This is a genomic window from Brevibacillus parabrevis, from assembly GCF_022701015.1.
GTDB lineage: Bacteria > Bacillota > Bacilli > Brevibacillales > Brevibacillaceae > Brevibacillus > Brevibacillus parabrevis.
This window is the reverse complement of the sequence record NZ_CP064090.1, coordinates 1,859,177-1,880,780: the sequence shown is the minus strand read 5'-3', so window position 1 is coordinate 1,880,780 and position 21,604 is coordinate 1,859,177. Positions and strand designations below refer to the sequence as shown.

The window sequence follows — 21,604 nt, the reverse complement described above, 5'->3', positions numbered from 1 at the left end:
ATATGTAAATTTTATTGTCAATTTAGCATCAAATCAATAAAAATATTAATTTTGTATTTTTCAATCTTTTCCCAGATTTAAATACTCCTTCTAAATTAGTTGACGCCCTTTTTTAAAATTTTGTTTCATCAAATACTTAACTAATATTGAAAATTAGAGAGTAGCTTACTTCTTTATGATTAGGTTCTTTCTCCCGATTATCTGTTTTCAGATACTTGACTTTCAAAAAGCACTTCCGCTAAAATGAATGATAATCAGTCATTTTCGATTGGAGAGTCGGACTCATGGATAAAAAGGAAAAGATCATTCAAGCGTCCATCGAAGCGTTCAAGGAAAAAGGCATCGAAAAAACCAAGATCGCCGACATTGCCCAAAAAGCGGGCATCGCGCATGGAACGTTTTATCTTTACTTCCCTTCCAAACTGTCTGTCATGCCTGCCATCGCCGAGCAGATGGTCGTGCAATTCATGAAAAAGATCGAGGCGGCGATTGCTCCCGAAGCTCCCTTGCAAGAGCAGCTGAGCCAACTCGTAGATGCCATTTTCCAGGTTACCGCTGAATACCGCGACGTTTCCGTCCTAATTTACGCGGGCCTGTCTACGACGGAACACATCAGCCAGTGGGAGACGATCTACACTCCCCTGTACGATCTGGTGGCTTCCATGCTGGAAGCGGACAAAAAGCGCAAGCTTGTCCGCGACACACTGAATCCGGCTCTTGCCGCGAAGCTGCTGATCGGACTGATCGAGTCTGCGGCCGAGCAAGTCTACCTGTACGCAGGATATGACGCTGATAACGAAGCCAAACAAAAAGCTGAATTGCTGACCCTCCTGGAACATGCTTTGCGTCCGTAAAGTATGTTTTCTTTTGAGGGGAAATGACTGAATATCATTCATTTTTCGAGGTGTATAAAAGATGAGAAAATACTGGATGTATGTGATGATGACGTGTTTGCTGGAAATGGTCTGGGTGTACGGCTTCAGTACCGCCCAGTTTTTGTGGCAGTGGGCACTGCTGGTGGCCGTGATTATTGTCGACTTCTACTTTTTGACCAAGTCGTGTGAAGGCTTGCCGACAGGTACCGTATACGCGATCTTTGCAGGCGCTGGCTCTGTCGGAACCGTGCTCATGGACTTCTTTTTGTTCGGCGGCAGCATGAACGTGCTGAAACTGCTCTTCATCGCGCTGCTCGTGCTGGGAGTCATCGGCTTGAAGCTGGCTGACAATCGAGGAGAAAAAGAGGTGCATCAATAATGGGTTGGCTGTTTGTCTTTCTCGCTGCTAGTTGTGAAATCGTCGGAGTGGTAGGCTTGAAGCTGTTCAGTCAAAAGAAGAACGCGCTCCATACCGCTTTGTTTGCAGGCGGGTTCGCCCTGTCCTTCGCTTTTCTGTACCAGGCGTTCAACTACCTGCAACTGAGCGTGGCCTATGCCGTCTGGATCGGGATCGGTACGGCAGGCGCTGTTTTGCTCAATATGATTTTCTTCGGCGAATCGCGAAGCGTGGCCCGTATCGCCAGTTTGCTCCTGATTATCGTCGGCGTGACTGGCTTGAAGCTTGTGTCCTGACCTAAGTCCTAAGCCTAAAAGAAACGGTCGTCGAAGCGAGACTTCTTCCCCCTTTGGACATCGCCTTTAACGCGCCAAACAAAAAAGCTTCCCTGCCTGGGGAAGCTTTTTCCTGTTGATCCTGCTGAACGCCTAATCGATTCAACCTGTTACGGGAAAACGATCGTCTTGTTGCCGTAAACCAGTACGCGATCTTCCAGATGCCAGCGGACAGCCCGCGCCAATACGGTGCGCTCTACCTGGCGTCCGAGCTGCTTCAGCGCTTCTACATCTTCCTGGTGCGATACGCGTTGCACGTCCTGTTCGATAATCGGCCCCGCATCCAGCTCCTCGGTGACATAATGCGCCGTCGCCCCGATCAGCTTCACGCCGCGGCGGTACGCCTGCTCGTACGGCTTCGCTCCCACGAAGGCCGGGAGGAACGAATGATGGATGTTGATGATCCGCATCGCGTAGTCTGTGAGAAAACGCGGGGACAAGATCTGCATATAGCGGGCCAGAACGATCAGATCGACGCCCTCTGCCGCCTCCAGCTGTTCTTGCTCAGCCTGCGGCTTGTTGTCCTTCGTCACCGGGATGCAGCGGTACGGGATGCCAAAAGACTCCACCGTCTCCTGCATGTCCGGGTGATTGCTGACAACCACCGAAATGTCTGCGTGCAGCTCGCCGGACTTCCAGCGCCAGAGCAGTTCCAGCAAACAGTGATCTTCCTTGGAAACAAACAGGGCGACTTTTTTGCGCTTGTTCGCTTCCACCAGCGACCAGTCCATGCTGAAGCTTTCCGCTACCTGACTGAACTCGGCCTTGATCGCTTCAAAGCGCTCCTCCAGGTTGATCAGATCAAATTCGATCCGCATGAAAAAGCGGCCTGTTTCCGGGTCTGTCGTGTACTGGTCAGACTGAACGATATTCGCGCCTTGCTGAAACAAAAAGTTCGATACAGCCGCCACGATTCCCGCGCGGTCCGGGCAGGAAATGAGCATGCGCGCACGGTCTTTGTTTTTTTCCCGATACGCGAGCCAGTCTCTCTCTGATAACAAATGCATGGTTTCTCTCTCCTCCAAAAGCAAACAGCAAAAAGTTGTTTGCAATTATACCACTTTGCGGCCTTTCTGTTACAGCCAATTAGAGAGAAAACGTTCCCTTATCGATAAAATCTCATTTGCCAATTCCGTTCAACAAAATATCTACGGTCAAAGCGATCTGTTCTTCATCGCTATAATGGGCGTAATCTTCCTTGTCCAGCACCTGGCGGAACAGCACCATTCCGATCAAGGAAGACAGCACGACCCGAAACACAGCCTGGCTCGGCAGTGGACGCAGCTCGCCCGCGTCGATTTTGGCTTCGATCAGCTTTTGCACCATTGCTTTTGCGTCTTCAAATACGGTTGCGATCAGCGCTTCCCGAATCTCCGGATGGAAAAACGCCTCCTGCAGCAAGATGCGGATGTGCTTCTCGTTGGCATCGACCAGATTCAAGCGATTGCGGTACAGCTCCGCCACGATTTCTCCGAACGGCTTTTGCGCCTGCTCCCGGAAAATCTCGCGCAAGTCCTTCAAGATGAACGGTGCCGCGAACTTCACCAGGACAGGGGCGACAACCGCAAGCAAGATGTCTTTTTTCGATTTGTAATGACGGAAAATCGTTCCTTCGGCCACTCCTGCCTCTTTGGCGATCTCCGCGGTTGAGCTGGCGTGAAATCCTTTTTCCGCAAACAGCTTGACAGAGGCTCGCAAAATATTGCGCTGCTTCTCCGTCATCTCGCTCTCGTCCTTCAGCTCCTCCACATATTGCAACAGGCCCTCTTCAAACGATGGCGGCTTGTTCATACGTCACGTACGCTCCTCTATTCAATCTTCTTGCGGAACCTTCCGATGGCGACAGCCAAAATCAGCAGACTGAATGCTCCCATCCCGACGATGTCTTTCCAGAGCGCCTCGGCGCCCACGCCTTTCAAAAAGATTCCGCGCAGAATTTCCAGAAAATAAGTCAACGGGACCAGCCCGCCCAACCATTGTATCACGACAGGCATCGAATCGCGCGGGAACATGAAGCCGGACAAAAGCACGCTGGGCAGAATGAGTGCGAAAGCCATCTGCATCGCTTGCAGCTGTGTCTTCGCTACCGTAGAGATAAAAATCCCGAGGAGCAGCGTCGTCACGAGAAACAGGACTGACAAGGCGACCAACAGGCCGATGCTGCCTTTGACAGGCACTCCGAACCAGGCTGTTCCGACCAGGAGCACGAGGCAAAAGGAAAACAGGCCGACACCGACGTACGGCGTAATTTTGCCCAGCATCAGCTCCAACGGACGAATCGGCGTCACCACGAGCTGCTCCATCGTTCCCCGTTCTTTTTCGCGCACGAGTGAAAAGGCGGTCAAGATCATCGTGACATTTTGCATAATCAGCCCGATCAAGCCCGGGATGTTGAAGACGATGCTTTCCATATTCGGGTTGAACAGCACCCGTGTATCCAGCTCAAGCGGCAGTTGCAGCTCGCCCAGCCCTTGTTTTTGCAGATTTTTTTCCTGGAGCGCGATCGCCTGATGCTGCACGATCAGTTGGGCGTTGGACATGGCGGTGCGCGCGATATTCGGATCAGAGCCGTTAATGAGCAGCTGGATGTGGGCTGGCTCGCCCCGATCTTTTTTGCGCGTGTAGTCCGGCCCGATCACCAAGCCTACGTCCACCGTGCCTTCGTCGAGCATCGCTTCCAGCTCGCGGTACCCGCTGACACTGGCTGTTGCCTGAAAAATTTCCGTGTGGACAAACTGCTCGACCAACTCCCGGCTTGCCGCAGAAGGACTTTGGTTCCAGACTGCCATCTTGATGTCGCTCACGTCTGTATTGACGGCGTAGCCGAACAAAAACAGCAGCATTAGCGGCATGACCAGGGCAATCGCCAGACTGGGCCGATCGCGCTTGATCTGGATCACTTCTTTTTTGACGACGGACCAGTAGCGCTCCCAGACGAACCGCTTCATCGCGCTCCCCCCTCTGCTGCCTGCCTCGCTTCCTCCCGCCGTACCAGCTCGATAAACACGTCCTCCAGATTGTTCGCTTCCATGCGCTCAATCAATTCCCCGGGAGTTCCTTCGGCAAGCAAATTGCCAAAGAAAATGAAGCCGATCCAGTCGCACGTCTGGGCCTCATCCATGTAGTGCGTGGTCACGAGCACAGTAATTCCTTGCTTCGCCAGCTCGTGAATGACGTCCCAAAAAATGCGCCGGGACACCGGATCGACTCCCGCGGTCGGCTCATCCAAAATCAACAGCTCCGGCTTGTGCAGCAAAGCGCAGGACAAGGCAAGACGCTGCTTCCAGCCGCCGGACAACGAGCCTGCCAGCTGCTTCTCGCGTCCCGTCAAACCAGCCATCTCGATCAGCTCGGCTTTTCGCTGCTTGCGCTCTGCTGCGCCAAGCTGATACACGCCCGCGTAAAAATCGAGATTTTCTTCCACTGTCAAATCTTCATACAGGCTGAACTTTTGCGACATGTAGCCGATTCGCTGCTTGATCTCCTCGCTCTGTGTCATCACGTCGTAGCCAAGCACCGTGCCGCTGCCAGTCGTGGGCGTCATCAGCCCGCACAGCATGCGAATCGTCGTCGACTTGCCCGAGCCGTTCGGGCCGAGGAAGCCGTAGATCGAACCTTTTGGCACTGTCAAAGTCAGCTGGTTGACGGCGATGCGCTCTCCGAAACGCTTTGTCAGTTGCTGGCACTCAATGGCGACGTTCATTGGGCGTTCTCTCCTTCTGGCAACAGCACGTCTGCTGGCATCCCCGGCTTGATTTTCTCCTGCCCTTTTGCCACGTCAATCGTCACCGCAAAAACGAGCTTCGTCCGCTCATCTTGCGTCTGCACATTTTTCGGGGTAAATTCCGCCTTTTCCGAAATCCGGCTGATCGTCCCTTTAAACGTCTCGTTCGGATACGCGTCCACCTGTATGCCGACTTCCTGCCCTTTTTGCACGCGATTCAGCTGCGCTTCCGGGATGTAGACGACGAGTTTGAGCTGATCGGCCTTCATCATCGTGAACAGCGTAGCTCCGGTTTTCGCCACTTCGCCCTGCTCGACGGAGGACCGCAACAACACGCCGTCCTCTGCTGCGACTACCCGGGTCTTGTCCAGTTGCAGCATCGCCTGGTCGAGCCTGGCCTGAGCCTGCTCCTGCGCGGCAAGCAAAGCGCGGATCGTATAGACCGTGCTGCCTTCCCGGGCCAAATCAAGCTCTGCCTGCGCCCCTTGCTCCTGCGCCTTGGCTGTGCCGATCTGGGCTACCGCCGCAGCTGCCTCCTCCTCTGCCGAGCTGTACGCCGCTTTGACTTGCGCCACCTGGGCCGTCCACTGGTTCAGCTGCGTCGTCGCCTGGTTCACCGCTTCTTTTTGCATGTCCAGGTCTTTTTGCGAGATCGCGCCTTTTTCGTACAGAGCCGTCACTTCCTGAAGCCGTTTTTGCTGAAAATGCAGCGTCTCCTCCGCTCCCTCGCGCTGCGCCTCGACCTGCGCCAACTGCTGTCTCGCTCTGGCAATCCCCGCTTCGGCCTGACTGCTTCTGGCCTGTGCCAAGCGGATGTTGGCGTTCGCTTGCTGGACGGCTGCCACTCCCTTCTGAATCGTCTGGTCGCGGGAGCCTGCCTTCGCTTCCTCCAGTTTGGCTTTCGCCTGTTCCAATGCTGCTTTCGCTTCTGCGACGCTGATCTGGTAGCTGCGCTGATCGATTTCCGCCAGCACTTCGCCTTTTTTCACCGTGCTTCCTTCCTCGGCGATCACCCTCGTCACCGTCCCGCCTACTTCTGCCACGACAGGCCATTCATCTGCTTCAATCGTTCCGGACAAAGACGGCTGCTTGTCGCCGAACAGCCCGCAGCCTGACAAGGCAAGAGCCAGACTGCCGATCCATACCGTGCGCAAAATACGCTTCATGCAACATCTCCTCGTTTCGTATAATAGTGAGCGCTCACTTTTGCTGATGTGTAAAAAAAGAGCGCGTTTTCGCTTGCTTTTGCATGTTCATGGGGGATTCGTTTATCCATGATGGCTGGTTATCATTTTGTAAAACATAAAAGCGGGTGATTACTCACTTTTATACTCTGAGTATATGCCCCTTCCGCCCGACATGCAATCGCTTTTTTTCGCTACTCAAAGAAAAAACGCCCCGGTCCATAGGGGGGGACTGACCCCCGTCCGTAGGACAGGGATCAAAACACCTTAGCTATTTAAGCAGCCAGTTGCCGAAATTGAATCGGTGACTGGTTGTTTAGTTTCGTTTGAATGCGAATTGAGTTATAGTAATGAATGTAGCTTTGGATAATCTGCACAACGATGGCCGTCGTCGTACAGATAAAATTATCGAGATAGAACGTTTCAGACTTTAGTGTGGAATGAAACGACTCGATGGGGGCATTATCAGCGGGCGTACCCTTACGGGACATGCTCATGGTAATGCCTTTTCCCTTAACTGCTGCTTGATACGCCTGAGACGTATACACGCTGCCCTGATCGCTATGTAGCATCATTCCAGGTTGGTCTGGCAGTTGATATAGCGTATCGAGGACAAGCGATGTGTCTTGTTTGTCAGAAATACTGTATGCCACAATCTCACCATTGTACAAGTCCATGATGCTCGATAAATATAAAAGTTTACTTCCGTAAGGTAAATAAGTAATGTCGGTCACTAATTTCTGCATGGGGGTACTTGCTTGAAATTGTCGCAGCAGGAGATGATCTGCTACATAAGAAGGTTGTCCTGTTGTCTTTCGTTTCTTCATCCTCACTCGGCATTGTAGTTGTTCACGCTACATGATACGTTGTATTCGTTTATGATTAATTGACATCTCAGCTCGCATCAGTGCTGTAATCTTTCTGTACCCATAACGGAACTTATGTTGAATACAGAGTTGCCGAATCTTTTCCACAACTAAATCCTCGTTTCTTTTCGCGTATGCAGCTTTCCAACGGTAGTAGGTAGAACGAGGGATACCAAGCCACGCGCAAGCTTGGCTCACGCTTACTTGCCCACGAATGGACTCCATCCAAGGAACGATTACTTCTGGTGACACCTCTTTTCCCACTCCTCTAACTTTTTTAGAACGTCCAGTTGTTGTTTAAGAAAACGATTCTCTGCTTTGACTTGTTCCAGTTCAGAATCGTACATCGGCCCTTTTCCATAACTATATTGCTTTCCTACAGGCTGTTGGAGACGATGAATGTCTCCGCTCTGATACCAGCGCATCCACTGTTGAATTTGGGTCTTATTTTTAATATTTAGTTCCTGCATGATCTGCTTTTTGGTGACACCTGCAAGACGCATTTCAATTGCTTTCATTTTAATTTCTACGGGATAACTAACTCTAGTTGCCAACGCAAAAACACCTCCAAGGTTGTCCCCATATCTTACGACATGGTCAGGTTCTCTTGAAGGTGTTTTGATTTGTCTCACATTACGGGGTCAGTCCCATATGCGACCTGGGCGTTTGCGAGTTGTGCTGCGATTACTCGAACTTGAATTTGGACAAAGCGTCTTTCAGCGCAGAGTTGATGCCATCGTCGTCGGTATGCTCCTGCTTTTTCAAGTAGTTGGCCACTTCCTTTTTGGACAGCTTGCTGCCCTTTTCCTTGTCCCGGCGATCCTTGAAAGTAGACAGCTTCTCTTTGTGCCCGCACGCGCATACAAACATTTGCCCTTCTCCCTCACCGCGCATCTCCAGCCGCTTGTGGCATTTCGGGCATCTCGCGTTTGTCTGCTTGGAAATGCTTTTGCGATAGCCGCACTCCCTGTCCTGGCAGACGAGCATTTTGCCGCGCTTTCCGTTGACTTCCAGCAAAAGCTTGCTGCACTCCGGGCATTTGCTTCTCGTCAGGTTATCGTGGCGGAAGGCTTTGTCGCTGTTTTTGATTTCCTGCACCACTTCTTTGGCGTACGTTCGCATTTCCTCGATAAACGCTCGCTTGTTCAAGCTGCCTTTGGCGATTGCGGCAAGCTTTTGCTCCCACTGGGCGGTCAAAGTAGGCGATTGCATCTCGTCGGGAACAAGCTCCAGTAGCTGCTTGGCTTTCGCCGTCACAAACACATGCTTGCCCCGCTTTTCCAACAGGAAGCTGTTAAACAGCTTTTCGATAATATCTGCGCGCGTGGCGACCGTACCAAGCCCGCCCGTTTCTCCGATCGTCTTGATCAGCTCTTTGCTCTCGTTTGCCATGTATTTGGCCGGATTTTCCATCGCGGACAGCAGGCTTGCCTCTGTGAACGGCTCCGGCGGCTTCGTCTCGCCTTTTGTTTGCGCCACATTTTGAATCTGAAAGCGATCGCCTTTTTCTATCTTGGGCAGCCATTGCTCTTTCAGTTCATCCTGACCTTCTTCGTCTGCCACATCGTGGTCGTACGCTTCTTTCCAGCCTTGGGCCAGCACCGTTTTGCCTTTGGCGACAAACCACTCTCCGCCGATTTTTGCCTGGATCGTGGTTTGTTCGTACTCAAACGGCGGCAAAAGCACGGCAAGGAAGCGCTTGACGACCAGGTCGAAAATTTTGCGCTCCTTGTCGCTCAAATCCCCGAGAAACACCGCTTGCTCTGTCGGGATGATCGCATGGTGGTCAGATACTTTGCTGTCATCGACAAACGACTTCGCCGCTTTGATCGGCGACCGCAAAATTCTGGCTGCGAGTGGCGCGTACGGCTTCATCTGCACCGCCTTGACTCTGTCTGGCAGCGTCTCTACGATATCTGCCGAGAGATAGCGGGAATCGGTGCGCGGATAAGTGACGGCTTTATGATGCTCATAAAGGCTCTGCATGATGGACAGCGTCTCTTTTGGCGAATAGCCGAACATCCGGTTGGCGTCCCTTTGCAGTTCAGTCAAATCGTACAACTGTGGAGCGTACGTCTTTTTGTGTGCGCGGGTGACTTCGCTTACTTCCGCGCTTTTTTCCTGCTTCAAGGAGGCGAGCAGCTGGTCTGCCTTCTCTTTGGAAAACGTTTTGATGTCTTTCGTCTTCTGATCTTGCCATTGGAGCGAGATCGCCTGGTCTGTTACAGCTCTCAGGCCGTAAAAAGGCTTGGGCGTAAAGCGGCGAATTTCTTCCTCTCGGGAAGCCACGATCGCAAGCGTAGGCGTCTGGACGCGGCCGCACGACAGCTGGGCGTTGTGCTTGGTTGTCAAGGCGCGGGTCGCATTGATGCCGACGAGCCAGTCCGCTTCTGCGCGAGCGGCTGCGGAGGCGTACAGATTTTCATACTGCTTGCCGTCCTTCAGATTGCGAAACCCATCGCGAATCGCCTTGTCGGTCACGGAGGAAATCCACAGACGCTTAATCGGCTTTTGCACATGGGCCATCTCGATGATCCAGCGGGCGACAAGCTCGCCTTCGCGCCCGGCATCGGTTGCAATGACGATTTGCGAGACGTCGCTGCGCCGCATTTGCTGCTTCACAGTCTGGAACTGCTTGTTGCTCTCCCTGATGACGACAAGCTTCAAAGGCGACGGCATGATCGGCAAATCTTCGATGCGCCAGGAGCTGAACTGCTGCCCGTAAACCTCCGGATCGGCCAGCGTCACCAGATGCCCCAACGCCCACGTCACAATATATTTATCACCTTCCAGAAAACCGTTCCCTTTTTTCTGGCATTGCAATACTTTCGCGATATCTCGCCCGACGGACGGCTTTTCCGCCAGCACAAGTGTTTTGCTCATCTGTGACACCCTTTCAATCAGTCGCTATCTTTCCATTCTAAACAAAAAACCGGCGCGGGAGGACTTTATCTGCTGGTTATTTTTCCTAAGGGAGTCATTTCCGGTGCTTTCTTCTTCATCTGATAGTTCGCTAAGCTCAATTTTCAGTGGTAAAAAGTGCTTTTCTCCATGTCATCACCTTCCATGCTTCCTGTTCATTCGCAAAACAAAAGAAACTGCCTCACTAAAAAAGCCGCCCTTTTTTAAAAAGGAGCGGCCTTACTTCGTTTTGCCCTATATTGCCTATCACTTGTAAACGGCTCTGCCGTCTTTGCTGATAAATGTTCCGACCTGCTCTCCGCGACAGATTTGCGCCATCGCTCCAGGCTCGTTGAAATTGAAGACGTGCAGCGGCAAGCCGTAATCTCTCGCCAAAATCATCGCGGACTGGTCCATGACGCGCAGGTCTTCCCGGACTACCTCGTCAAACGATACTTCCACATATTGGCGTGCCGTCGCATCTTTGCGCGGATCGGCCGTGTACACGCCATCTACTCCATGCTTTGCCACCAGCAGCGCATCTGCTTCCACCTCCAGGGCGCGTTGCACCGCTGGATAGTCTGTCGTTACGTACGGCTGACCGTTTCCGCCAGCAAAAATGATTACGTAGCCCTTTTCCAGATGATGCACGGCGCGCAGGCGGATATACGGTTCCGCGACCGCATTGATCGGCACAGCTGTCATGACCCGGACTTCCGTATTGACGCGAGCCTTTAACACCCCGCGAAGCATCAGGCTGTTGATCACGGTTGCCAACGTTCCGATGTTGTCTGCCTCGACCCGCTCGATCCCCCACTGGTCCGCCATGTTTCCCCGGAAAATGTTGCCGCCGCCAATGACGATTGCGACCTCGACGCCCATGTCCAGCAAAGAATAAATTTCCCCCGCGATATGCTCCAACTGAACCGGATCAAATCCAAACCCGTTCTCCTGTGCAACCGCTCCACCGCTCAATTTGACCAACACCCGCTTATACCTCATGGCGTCTCCTCCTCAATTCGCTTTTTCTTTTGCTTCCAAACAAGCGATAGCGATAGATGCCCTGCTCGCCTCCATCCCCTTTTACGGCTCAAAAAAAGAACGAAAGCAATGACAGCCTTCGTTCTTCACAAAATACAGGGGAATTGGACTTGCTTGCTTTGCATTGGCATCGTCATTCGGATTCCCCCTCCTTCATCTTCATCGTAAAATGGTCTGGAACTCATCCTCATTTTATGCACGTCTTGCCCATTATGCAAAGAAATTCGGAAAATCAAAAGCATCTCGCTTACCAGCCAAAATATCCCGCAGGAGCTGATCGGCAACCTCGGTAGCGAAGCTGTGCTCGTCGCTGTCAATCACACCTTTTTGCAGCGCTTCATCCAGTTCATCCTGGTCGAGCAAATACACTTCGCCCTGCGGCAGCACCACAATGTCGAGGTAAAGATCGTCATACCAGATATGACCGCTCTCGTCCTTGCCATGCGCCTTGCAGATGTCGATGTACCACTGGACGGTATTTCCCAGCTCGTCCATCATCTTCGTGACGGCATAAGGCTTTTCATGTGGAAAGTATTGCAGGTACACATACCCTCTGTCGCCTACGCACAGCAGCTTTTCCCCAACAGGCATGTAGGCAGGCTCCGTTACTTCGTCCAGAGTCAAACGAACAGCATACCCGGAAAAAGACAAAGCCTCTACCCACTTTTCCTGATAGCCCATTCGCTTGACGCGTCTCCATCCAGGTCGGTCTGCTCGTTTTCGCTTCATGGCCAGTGCTCCTCGTCATTTTGGTTCCTTTTACTCTACCACGAATTGGATGGTTTTGTCAGATGCAAACAAAGACATGTTCCCGCAAGAACATGCCTCATCTGTCGCTATTTGCCATCCCGCAAATGGCTGTGCCTGCGTCCGTACAAAAAATAGACGATCGCGCCAGCAATCAGCCAGGCGATGAAGCCGATTTTGGTAATAGACGGCAAGCTATACACCAAATAGCCGCAGAACAGCACTGCCAAAATCGGAACGAGCGGAACAAGCGGCGTGCGAAACGAGCGCCGCAATTCCGGATTCGTCCTCCGCAGCACAACCACACCGATGGAAACGAGAATAAACGCGAACAGCGTTCCGATGTTCGTCAGTTCAGCCAGCTTGTTAAGCGGCAACAATCCGCTGAAAATGGCGACGAGAATGCCGACGATGATTGTGCTTTTTTGCGGCACTTGCGTCTCTGGGTTCACCCGTGAAAACACAGCGGGCAACAAGCCGTCACGGCTCATGGCAAAAAACAGCCGGGTCTGCCCGTACATCATCACCAGCAGTACCGTCGTAATGCCGACAATCGCCCCGAGTGAAATGAAGCCAGCCACCCAGTCCTGCTTGACGTAATTCAAAGCAAAAGCTACCGGATTTTTCACGTTCAGCATGTCATAAGGCACGATGCCTGTCAGCGTCAGGGAGACGGCGATATAGAGCAAGGTGCACACCAGAAGCGAAGTAATGATTCCGATCGGCATGTCGCGCTGCGGGTTGCGCACTTCCTCGGCAGCCGTAGAGACTGCGTCGAATCCGATAAAAGCAAAGAAGACAGTAGCAGCGCCCGTCGCTACCCCGGCAAAGCCAAACGGCATGAACGGACTCCAGTTTTCCGGCTTGACGTAGCCGATCCCGACAATGAGAAACAGGAGAATGACCGCCACCTTGATCAGCACCATGACCGTGTTGAACTTGGCCGACTCTCGCGTCCCCTTCATAAGCAAAAGCGTAATGACAAAAATAATGACGACCGCTGGCAAATCAATGATCGTGCCTTTGGAAGTGTCGAATGCATTGGTCAAGGCTACAGGCAAATGAATGCCAAAACCGGCAAGCAGTCCTTGCGCATATCCCGACCAGCCGCTCGCCACCGCAGCCGAAGCTACCCCGTACTCCAAGATCAGGTCCCAGCCGATCATCCAGGCTACCAGTTCGCCAAAAGCCGTATAGCTGTAAGTATAGGCGCTCCCCGATACAGGAACCGTCGAGGCGAACTCGGCGTAGCACAAAGCGGCAAACACGCAAGCAAGCCCGGACAAGACAAAGGACAAAACCAGTGCAGGGCCAGCGTGCTCAGCCGCCGCCACTCCTGTAAGCACAAAAATGCCTGTACCGACAATCGCCCCGATGCCAAGCATGGTCAAATCAAACGCGCCCAGCGATTTTTTCAGCGACCCATGCTTGCTCTCTACCTGCGCGAGCAAGCTTTCAATCGATTTTTTCCTCAATAACTGTTCTTTTAACGCCATATTGTGCGTACCTCCCGCCCGGACATTCCAGCTGCAATCGAAACAGTTGGAGTATGAGCAGGCAGGAGGAAAATTATGCATGCTTTCCCAAGCGGGATTGCGCTCAGCGCTTAGCCGTTGCTGCGCATAAGCCCTCTGCCGATGAAATTGGCAGAGACGGGAGGACGTCCAAGCTCTCTTGCCCAAACAGACAGCTGCCCCATATGGTGAATTTCGTGAGCGATCACATGGCGCAAGATTTCACCTTTGACGTATTCCTCCGTGCTCCATTCCACACGCACAGGCTCCGTCTCGCCAGCTTGTGTCCAACTGTCCAGAAACTCGCGCAGCTCTTCTCGCCACTCGTCTGACAGCGCTTTGATTTGCCCAAGCGATTGATGCTCCTCGTAGGACAACTGGACATCGGGCTTCCCCTGTACACCGCGCAGCCAGCTATACTCCACATCAGCTACATGAAACAGCGTGTACAGGATGCTCCCCGCTCCGCCGACTCTTTTTTGCAGCAATTCTTCGTCCGGCAGCTTGGCACACCATGCAAACCATTCATCCCGCACCAGCCAGTTATAGGCAAACAGCTCTTTCATCCCCGATACCTCCCGCAAAAAAGTTTCCATTTCACTCATATTAGCACATACGTTCGCATCCGTGCTATCGGTAACGGATAAGCCTGCAAAAAAGCACCGCTTTCGACTGAAAACGGTGCTTTTCCTTTGAACCTCTGAGCCTCTGGTCCTTCATCCTGCGGCTAAGTAAAACGGATCGAGTAGCCTCCTGACAGCAAATACAGATGGCTTTCCACTTCCCGGGAAGGGTTGATAATTTGTTTGATCGCCCGAATGTAGAGACTGATTTGCCCATTGTATCTTCGTTTCATTTCTTCCATCGCGTTCGCTGAAGCTTCCTTCGCCATCCAGTCTGTCTTGAAGTCGATCAAAACAAGACCGCCGTCCTCTTCCTCCAACAGACAGTCGATCACCCCTTGGACGATGATTCTCTCAGCAGCAGCTTCGGCAAGCTGTGGCTCTACCTCATGGGCTGGAAGCGCCAAGGTAAATGGCAGCTCGCGGTGGACAGCCTTGGCCGCTTTCATGCGCTGTCCAAGCGGATCGGCAAAAAATCGGGCAATCTGGGCAATGTCTACCGCCTGTACCTGCTCCTCCGTCAAAAAGCGGCGCGCCGCCAGCTCCGCGACTTGCTCGCGAATATCCGCCTCATCCAGCGCTCGCTGCAAGTCAAGATGCTGGAAGACCAGGTGCGTGATCGTCCCTTTTTCAGCCGCCGTCAAACGATTCGACTTTTGTTCAGCCAAAAACTTCGGCTTTTCCGTAATGGAAGGCAAGGCGAACGGCTGACCATTTTTCGTGACCTTGGCCATTCGCGTAAGCTCGCTGACGCTCCACTTGGCTGCTACTCCGGGAGTGATCGGGTGCGGGTCAGACCAGCCGAGCCTGGACTGTACCAACTCTCGCAACGCTTCGTCGCGAGGCCGCTCCGCGATTGCTTCCCGTCTCGTCACTCGCTCCCACAAATTCATGTCGTCGCTGGCAGCTTCCTGTTGTGCCTTTAGCTCGTCTGCCTGGTAAAAATGAAAAGACCAGTCGGAGTCGTCGATAATCGTTCTGACCCGTACTGCTTCTCCTGCTCCTTGCGTCTGCGGATAAGCGCGCAAGTCTCCCGCTGACGGATGCCGCAGCAAGGCACGGCCGACCCAGTCAAAATATCCTTTGGCCTGGATCAAATCTTCATCGCTGAGCCGCTCCCCGTCGCCTTGCCTGCCCCAATCCGTCACGCTTTTGGCCAAGTCTTTCGCCGAGCCGACGAGAATCAGCTTTTCGCGGGCGCGCGTCAAAGCGACGTACAGCACACGCATTTCTTCCGCGAGCATATCCCGGCGCAGTTGCTGGCGAATACCCAATGCCGCGATGCTCGGGTAGCGAAGCTGCATGGATGGCTCTACGGCCATCGGACCAAAGCCCAAGTCCTTGTGCAGCAAAAAGGAGCTTTTCAAATCCATCGTGTTGAACTGCTTGCCCATGCCTGCCACGAACACGACAGGGAACTCCAGCCCTTTGCTCTTATGGATCGTCATGATCCGCACGACATCCTCGTTTTCTCCGATCGTGCGCGCCTCTCCCATGTCATTGCCTGCTTCCTGAAGCCTGTCCACGAAGCGCAAAAAGCGGAACAAGCCGCGATAAGAGCCCGCTTCGTACTGGCGTGCCCGATCGTAAAGCGCGCGCAAATTGGCCTGCCGCTGCTGCCCGTTTTCCAGCGCTGCCACATAGTCGAGGTAGCCTGTCTCGCGATACAAGACGGACAACAGCTCGGACAGCGCCCCTCTGCGGGCATGCGTCCGCCAGCCTTCCAGCTTGTAGAAAAAGTGGCGCAGCCGTTTTTCCCACGCTTCTTGCGCCGCCCGCTCCTCTGCATACTGAATGACAGCCAGGTGAAACGGCCCCGTTGGATACTCGATGCGGATGTGCGCAAGCTGCTCCTCACGCAGACCGACAATCGGCGAACGCAAAACGGCCGCGAGCGGAATGTCCTGCAAAGGATTGTCAATCACGCGCAGAAGCGACAGCATCGTCTCTACTTCTGTCGCAGCGAAATACCCTGCCGTCTGTTCGGCGTAGACAGGAATCCCCGCAGCGTGCAACTCATCCTGCATCGTCTGCCCCCAGCCAGAGGTCGCACGCAGCAGGATGACGATATCCCGGTACGCAAGCGGACGCATTCCGCCTGCTTTTTTATCAAAGACAAGCAGGGGAGACTCTCCCTCTCCCGGTTCCATCCAGCGGCGAATGCGGCTGGCGATCAGCCGCGCCTCCAGTTGGGCGACGCTCGCTTCTTCCACCGTCTCACCAGCTGTATCGGGAACGCCTGCCGTCTCGCCCTCATCGCTCGCCTCTGCCGACCACGTCTGTCCCTGCTCTGGCTCGGCCGCGCTGCGATTGATCAGATGCACTTCCGCCTGCAGCCTGCCTGGCTCCGCTTCGGGATACGATGCGCGGTTGATCAGCTCGGCTGACTGATCGTAGTCAATCTCCCCGACGCCCGGAGACATGATTTGCCGAAACAAAAAGTTGACCGCATCGACAACCTCGCGTCTGCTCCGGAAGTTGGCTGCCAGATCGATTCGTCGTCCCGGATCGGCTTCGCCTGCTTGACGGTAAGTCAAATACTTTTCCAGAAACAGCTTCGGCTCAGCCAAGCGAAAGCGGTAAATGCTCTGCTTGACATCGCCTACCATAAAGCGATTTGCCACAGACTCGTTTGTTCCGTCGCGCGAAACCATGCGCAAGATCGTTTCCTGCACGAGATTGATATCCTGATACTCGTCGACGAGCACTTCCGCGAACTGATCGCGCAGCTGCTCGGATATGGAAGAAGCAACAAGCTCGCCAGCGTCATCGGTCGTCATTAAAATGCTCAAGGCAAGATGCTCCAGATCGCCGAAGTCCACCAAGCCGCGCGAGCGCTTTTCCAGTTGGAAAGCGTCGGAAAACTCGGTAACGAGTCGCGCCAGCGTCTTCATGTGCGGAGCAATCCGCTGCAAATCGGCAGCATACTGCTCGGCTGTCATCGAAAAATACTGCTCGATCAGCTCGGACAGCTCCTTTTTCACGCCGTTGCGCAGCCCCTGAACCTGATCCTTCGTATCCGGGTCCGTTCCCTTCACGGGTGGCAGCTTGGCAAACGTCACCCCGCAAACAGCCTGGCTCGCTGCTTCCCAGCCTTGCTTGCACGAAGCCGCAGCTTCTTTTAGCGCCTGAGCCTCCGCCTGCAAAAGCGGCAAGTACGCCGCCGGACCTTCTGGAGACGCCGCCAGTTCCTGCGCCCTGCTCATTTTCCCCGCCATGCCGACGAGTTGCAGCTGCACAGATTGCAGCACGCTGTTGGCCCAGACTAGCCCGTCCAGCCCTTTTCCTGGCGGGATGTCAAACATAGCGGCTGCCTCGGCAAGCCATTGCTCCGGTGAGGGATGGCTGCGGGAAAACTCGTACAATCGCAACAGCAGCACAGCCAGTGACTGATCGTCCTGCCCGTCCAGCATGATATCTGCCAGCGCGTGAAAATCCGGGTCGGTTTCATACCAGTTCTCCAGCTGTTCCTCCAGAACGTCTTGCCGGAGCAGCTCGCCTTCCATCTGGTCGGCGATGCGAAAATCCGGGTCAAGCTCAAGCAAATAGTAATACTGCCGCAGAATGCCAAGGCAAAAGGAGTGCAGCGTCGTAATCGTGGCCCGCTGCAAGAGCGCCAGCTGTCTGCGCAAATGCGCGGAATGCGGCTGCTCCTTGAGCGCCTTTTGCAGCGCATCGCCAATCCGGTGACGCATCTCGGCCGCCGCAGCATTGGTAAAAGTCACAACCAAAAGCTGGTCGACGCCGACAGGGTCGTGCTCATCCATGATGCGCCGGATAATCCGCTCGACCAGCACGGACGTCTTCCCCGAGCCTGCCGCCGCCGCGACGAGCAGATTGCTCCCGCGCTGAATGATCGCTTGCCATTGTTCGTCCGTCCACTGCTCAGGCTTGGCCTGCATCGCTTGCTCCGCCATCCGTGGCATCCCCCTCTCCCGTCAGTTGCTGTTCGGCCAGCATGCTCCAGATTTGTTTGTTGTTCCATTTGGACAGCTGCCTGTGCTCATTGCCGCCCGTCTCCCCGTCAAACTGGCACACAGGCTTGTACGAACAGTAATCGCACGCCGTCATCGTCCCGTTGGAATAAGGCTGGATTTGTATTTCCCCGTCCGTCATCCGCGTGCTGATTTGCTTCACCGTATCGCGCACGTATGTCGTCAATGCCTGGAATTGCTCGGCTGTCGCCACAGAAGAACGCGAAGAAAGCGTCCCGTCTTTTTTCAGTTCAAAAGGAACCAACTCGGACGGGCCTTGCTCGACATATCCGTCCATCATCCTGGCCAGCTCCGGATCAGCCAGCATCAGCCCTTTCATGCGCAAACGCTTGGCCCGCTCCTTGGCTGCTTCGTCGGCTGTCAGCAACCGCTTGGCTGTCACAAACGGGTCCGCCACCTGGTAGTAGAAGACGCCGCCCATTTCCGCCTTTTTGCCCAGCCATGCCTCTGCGTTTTCCACGACGACATCCAGGTAGACGAGCAGTTGCAAGTTCAGCCCGTTCCACACGTCTGAAAGCGATAGCTGCTTGGGACTTGATTTGTAGTCGATGACGCGCAAATACGGAACCTCACTGTCCAGCGACTGATCCACACGGTCGATGCGTCCGATCAACTGCAACTCCACGCCGTTATCAAGCGTCAGCACCAAGCCTGGCAAATCCGAACCCGGCCCGAAGGAAACTTCCAGCCCTACCGGAGCAAAACGGCTGCGCTTCGCATGCTCTCCCAGCACGTAAATGGCGCGGCCAACCGCTCGCATCAGCTTGCCGGACAAATAGCGATAGCGAGCTGTCCGGGTGAGGATGCTGCTTCTCGTCTGCGGCACCAACTCAGACACGACTTCGCTGGCCAGCTGCATGCTGTGATCTTCCGTCAGCCTGCTCCACTCCAGATTTTCCTGATTCATTTTTTCCACGGCGCGTTTGAGCGAGGCGTGGAACAATTCCCCCACATCGAACCGCTCCAGCTTGTACATCGTCCGTTCGGACAGCCGCAAGCCGTGCGAGGAAAAGTGGGAAAACGGACACGCCTGAAAGCGTTCCAGACGCGACACGCTCATTTTCAACTGCTTTCCGTACAAAGTCGCGCTCGTCTGCCTGTCCAGCTCTTCCGGGAGATTGCGGTAGCGCAAGCCGCCCAGCAGCCATTTTTCCCGCAGCTCCTCTGTCGAGGAACGAAGGTACCAGTCGTACACTTCCCACCAGAAGACAGGCAGCTCGCCCGTCTTTTTCATCGAGCGCAAAAGGGTAAGCAGGTGGCGAAACACCCTTCTCGGCTGCCCAAGCAAAAAGGCGTCTGTATCCGCTTCGCCAGTCGGCTCATTGTAAAACACTTCGTGCGACAAACCCGGCAGCACTTCCCTGATGCGCGAGAACACCGCGGACGGCAATAGTGCCTTGCCCTCTTCATCGGCCAGGGCACAGCTCATCGTCAGCCGCTCGGACGGCCGCGTCATCGCCTGGTACAAAAGATACGGCTCTGCCATCAGCTTTTGCTTGGCACTTGGCGCAAGCGATTGTCCCATTTCTGCCAGCCGCTCGCGCTCAGCTTCATCCAAAATGCCTTCTTCTTTCGGGCGCAAAGGAATAATCCCTTCATTTACTCCGAGAATAAACAGCGCCTTGACGTCAGGCTGGCGGGAACGCTCCATGGCCCCGACCAGCACTTGATCCAGCGCGGGCGGTACAAGTCCAAGCTCAATCGACTCCAGTCCGCTGTCGAGGACACGCGCATAAGTAGCCAAATCCATGCTTTCGTCGCCCATGACCTCTACGACTTGATCCATCAGCTCGACAAGCCCGGTCCACACCTGACCATGCACCTGCGCCGCATCGAGATCGCCCTCTTTTTCAGCTTTTCGCTGCCAATATTCCAGCTTGTTTGGCACATCGAGAGCGATCAGCAAGTTGTACAGGGCGAGCGTCATGTCCCGAACGCTTTTGCCCGTGGCCTGCTTCAGCTCCCGTTCAAAGGCAAGCAGCGGAGCAGCGTACTTTCGCCTCAGCTCATCAGCCTGCGCATCTTCCGCAGCCCCGGCTTGTCCGCGAAAACGCCACGCAGACTCCTCCGCCCATTGGTAGCCGAATACGCCGTGTGCCAGCACATAGTTTTCCAATCGGTCGATTTCCTTGCGAGCCGTGCGTTCGTCCGTAATGTCCATTACGAGCAAGTCTGTTTTCAAACAGCGAAAAACCGCGTCATACCGCCATTTCGTTGTGACGACCTCCAAAGCCGACCGCACAAGCTCCACCAACGGATGATTCATCACTGTACGCTTCTTGTCCAAAAAGTGCGGGATGCCGTAATCGGTAAATACAGCCGAGATTTCATCGGCATACGTGCCGATTTCCCGCAGCAAGATCGCCATGTCTCTCCAGCGGTATCCTTCTTCCCTGGCAAGCGCGACAATTTTCAGCGCGACGGCTTCCACTTCGGCCCGCCTGTTCACGGCAGAGAGCAGAGCTACCTCATCCGTGCGCCCAGCCTCACCGACAGGCGGCGGCGCTCCCCATTGGAAATAAGCCTGCTCAAGCTGGCGCAGCCACGGACTGGTCACAAAGCGCCTTGTCTCGTTCAAAAGCAGCGGTTTGGCGATGGAAACGCCCGCTTCTCGCGCCATAAGCGACAGCGCCTGATACGTGCGCAACGTCGGATGGAACAATCCAAGCTCATCGACAGAAGCATCCCGTTCGTCCGGGTCCAACGTCAGGGCAATCGTCACCTGTCTGGCATGCAGCATCAGCTGCTCGATGACTCTCAGCTCCTGGTTGGTAAAGCCGGTGAAGCCGTCGATAAAAATTTCTGCTTGTCGGATGTACGCGGAGTCAGGCACCATGACCGCTACCCGGTTCAAAATATCGTCCGCATCGCAGTAGCCCTCTGCCATGTATCCTTCATAGGCGTTCATGATCAGCCGCAAGTCGCTTATTTTTTGATTGAGGTTCGCTCCCCCCCAATCCACATTTTCCGATTGGGTAAAAGAAACGCCATACGACTTGCACTCGCTGATCAGACGGCCGAGCTGGGAGGCGAAGCCCGGCTGCATCGCAGACCGCCCGAATACTTGCAGCTCCTCTTTATGCCGCTCCAAAAGCATGCGCAGCACCATGTGCTTTCCGAGATCGTCAACCGCTACCGTCGTTAAATCCCCTAGTTCTTGTAGCAGCCGATGAGCCAGCCGTCCGAAGCTCAATACTTGCGAGCCAATCACGCCACTCAGCCCGGGCAAGGTGGCGAGGGCGTATTCTTCCTGAAAGCTGGCCTGTTCCGGCACAAGCAAAATCATCGGCGTACCCAGCGGCTGTTCACGCAGTCGCTGTTGCATCTGCTGACGAATCGCTTCTGTCTTGCCCGTTCCTGCCCGTCCCAGTATGAATTGGACTGCCATGTTGTTTCCCCTTC

The 21,604-nt window shown here is 54.2% G+C and carries 15 protein-coding genes and 1 pseudogene; 3 read left to right on the top strand and 13 right to left on the bottom strand.

What is annotated here, in order from left to right; all coding sequences use genetic code 11:
* Positions 1–284: 284 nt before the first annotated feature.
* The 3 genes from IRJ17_RS08905 (at position 285) to IRJ17_RS08895 (ending at position 1,568) form a co-directional block, all read left to right on the top strand.
* A complete protein-coding gene (locus tag IRJ17_RS08905) occupies positions 285–854 on the top strand; it encodes a TetR/AcrR family transcriptional regulator (RefSeq protein WP_122964351.1) in 570 nt (189 codons plus the stop codon).
* Positions 855–915: 61 nt separating this feature from the next.
* Entirely contained in the window at positions 916–1,254 is a 339-nt protein-coding gene (locus IRJ17_RS08900; RefSeq protein WP_063230881.1) for a DMT family transporter, read from the top strand.
* A complete protein-coding gene (locus tag IRJ17_RS08895; protein WP_122964350.1) occupies positions 1,254–1,568 on the top strand; it encodes a DMT family transporter in 315 nt (104 codons plus the stop codon). Before IRJ17_RS08900 ends, IRJ17_RS08895 begins: the two co-directional genes overlap by 1 nt.
* A 149-nt stretch (positions 1,569–1,717) precedes the next feature.
* On the opposite strand, the gene purU is transcribed toward IRJ17_RS08895, so the two are convergent.
* The 13 genes and pseudogenes from purU to addB all read right to left on the bottom strand — a co-directional run bounded on the left by purU (position 1,718) and on the right by addB (position 21,590).
* Positions 1,718–2,614 carry a formyltetrahydrofolate deformylase gene (purU, locus tag IRJ17_RS08890; protein WP_122964349.1) on the bottom strand — a complete coding sequence of 299 codons (897 nt, stop codon included), beginning with the start codon at positions 2,612–2,614 and terminating at the stop codon, positions 1,718–1,720.
* A gap of 112 nt (positions 2,615–2,726) precedes the next feature.
* Positions 2,727–3,398: a TetR/AcrR family transcriptional regulator gene (locus IRJ17_RS08885; RefSeq protein ID WP_242774345.1), complete on the bottom strand. Its 672-nt coding sequence runs from the start codon at positions 3,396–3,398 to the stop codon at positions 2,727–2,729.
* 17 nt (positions 3,399–3,415) lie between these two features.
* The gene (locus IRJ17_RS08880; protein ID WP_122964347.1) at positions 3,416–4,555 is read right to left on the bottom strand and encodes an ABC transporter permease; all 1,140 of its coding nucleotides are present in this window, start codon (positions 4,553–4,555) and stop codon (positions 3,416–3,418) included.
* On the bottom strand, positions 4,552–5,310 hold the full coding sequence (locus tag IRJ17_RS08875) for an ABC transporter ATP-binding protein (protein WP_173596665.1): 759 nt from the start codon (positions 5,308–5,310) through the stop codon (positions 4,552–4,554). The genes IRJ17_RS08880 and IRJ17_RS08875 overlap by 4 nt, the downstream gene beginning before the upstream one ends.
* Positions 5,307–6,497 carry an HlyD family secretion protein gene (locus tag IRJ17_RS08870; protein ID WP_242774342.1) on the bottom strand — a complete coding sequence of 397 codons (1,191 nt, stop codon included), beginning with the start codon at positions 6,495–6,497 and terminating at the stop codon, positions 5,307–5,309. Before IRJ17_RS08870 ends, IRJ17_RS08875 begins: the two co-directional genes overlap by 4 nt.
* Before the next feature lie 293 nt (positions 6,498–6,790).
* A pseudogene (locus IRJ17_RS08865) lies at positions 6,791–7,935 on the bottom strand (IS3 family transposase).
* A gap of 130 nt (positions 7,936–8,065) precedes the next feature.
* Complete coding sequence (locus IRJ17_RS08860; protein ID WP_242774339.1) at positions 8,066–10,264, bottom strand: DNA topoisomerase III; 2,199 nt, start codon at positions 10,262–10,264, stop codon at positions 8,066–8,068.
* A gap of 285 nt (positions 10,265–10,549) precedes the next feature.
* Entirely contained in the window at positions 10,550–11,284 is a 735-nt protein-coding gene (gene pyrH / locus IRJ17_RS08855) for a UMP kinase (RefSeq protein ID WP_122964343.1), read from the bottom strand.
* A gap of 249 nt (positions 11,285–11,533) precedes the next feature.
* The gene (locus tag IRJ17_RS08850; RefSeq protein WP_122964342.1) at positions 11,534–12,052 is read right to left on the bottom strand and encodes a ribonuclease FAU-1 family protein; all 519 of its coding nucleotides are present in this window, start codon (positions 12,050–12,052) and stop codon (positions 11,534–11,536) included.
* A gap of 107 nt (positions 12,053–12,159) precedes the next feature.
* Positions 12,160–13,566, bottom strand: coding sequence for a branched-chain amino acid transporter BcaP (gene bcaP, locus IRJ17_RS08845; RefSeq protein ID WP_242774336.1), 1,407 nt, complete (start codon positions 13,564–13,566; stop codon positions 12,160–12,162).
* Between the two features lie 110 nt (positions 13,567–13,676).
* The gene (locus tag IRJ17_RS08840; RefSeq protein ID WP_173596663.1) at positions 13,677–14,150 is read right to left on the bottom strand and encodes a DinB family protein; all 474 of its coding nucleotides are present in this window, start codon (positions 14,148–14,150) and stop codon (positions 13,677–13,679) included.
* A gap of 161 nt (positions 14,151–14,311) precedes the next feature.
* A complete protein-coding gene (gene addA / locus IRJ17_RS08835; protein ID WP_242774333.1) occupies positions 14,312–18,124 on the bottom strand; it encodes a helicase-exonuclease AddAB subunit AddA in 3,813 nt (1,270 codons plus the stop codon).
* The gene (addB, locus tag IRJ17_RS08830; protein WP_173598545.1) at positions 18,093–21,590 is read right to left on the bottom strand and encodes a helicase-exonuclease AddAB subunit AddB; all 3,498 of its coding nucleotides are present in this window, start codon (positions 21,588–21,590) and stop codon (positions 18,093–18,095) included. Before addB ends, addA begins: the two co-directional genes overlap by 32 nt.
* Positions 21,591–21,604: the final 14 nt, after the last annotated feature.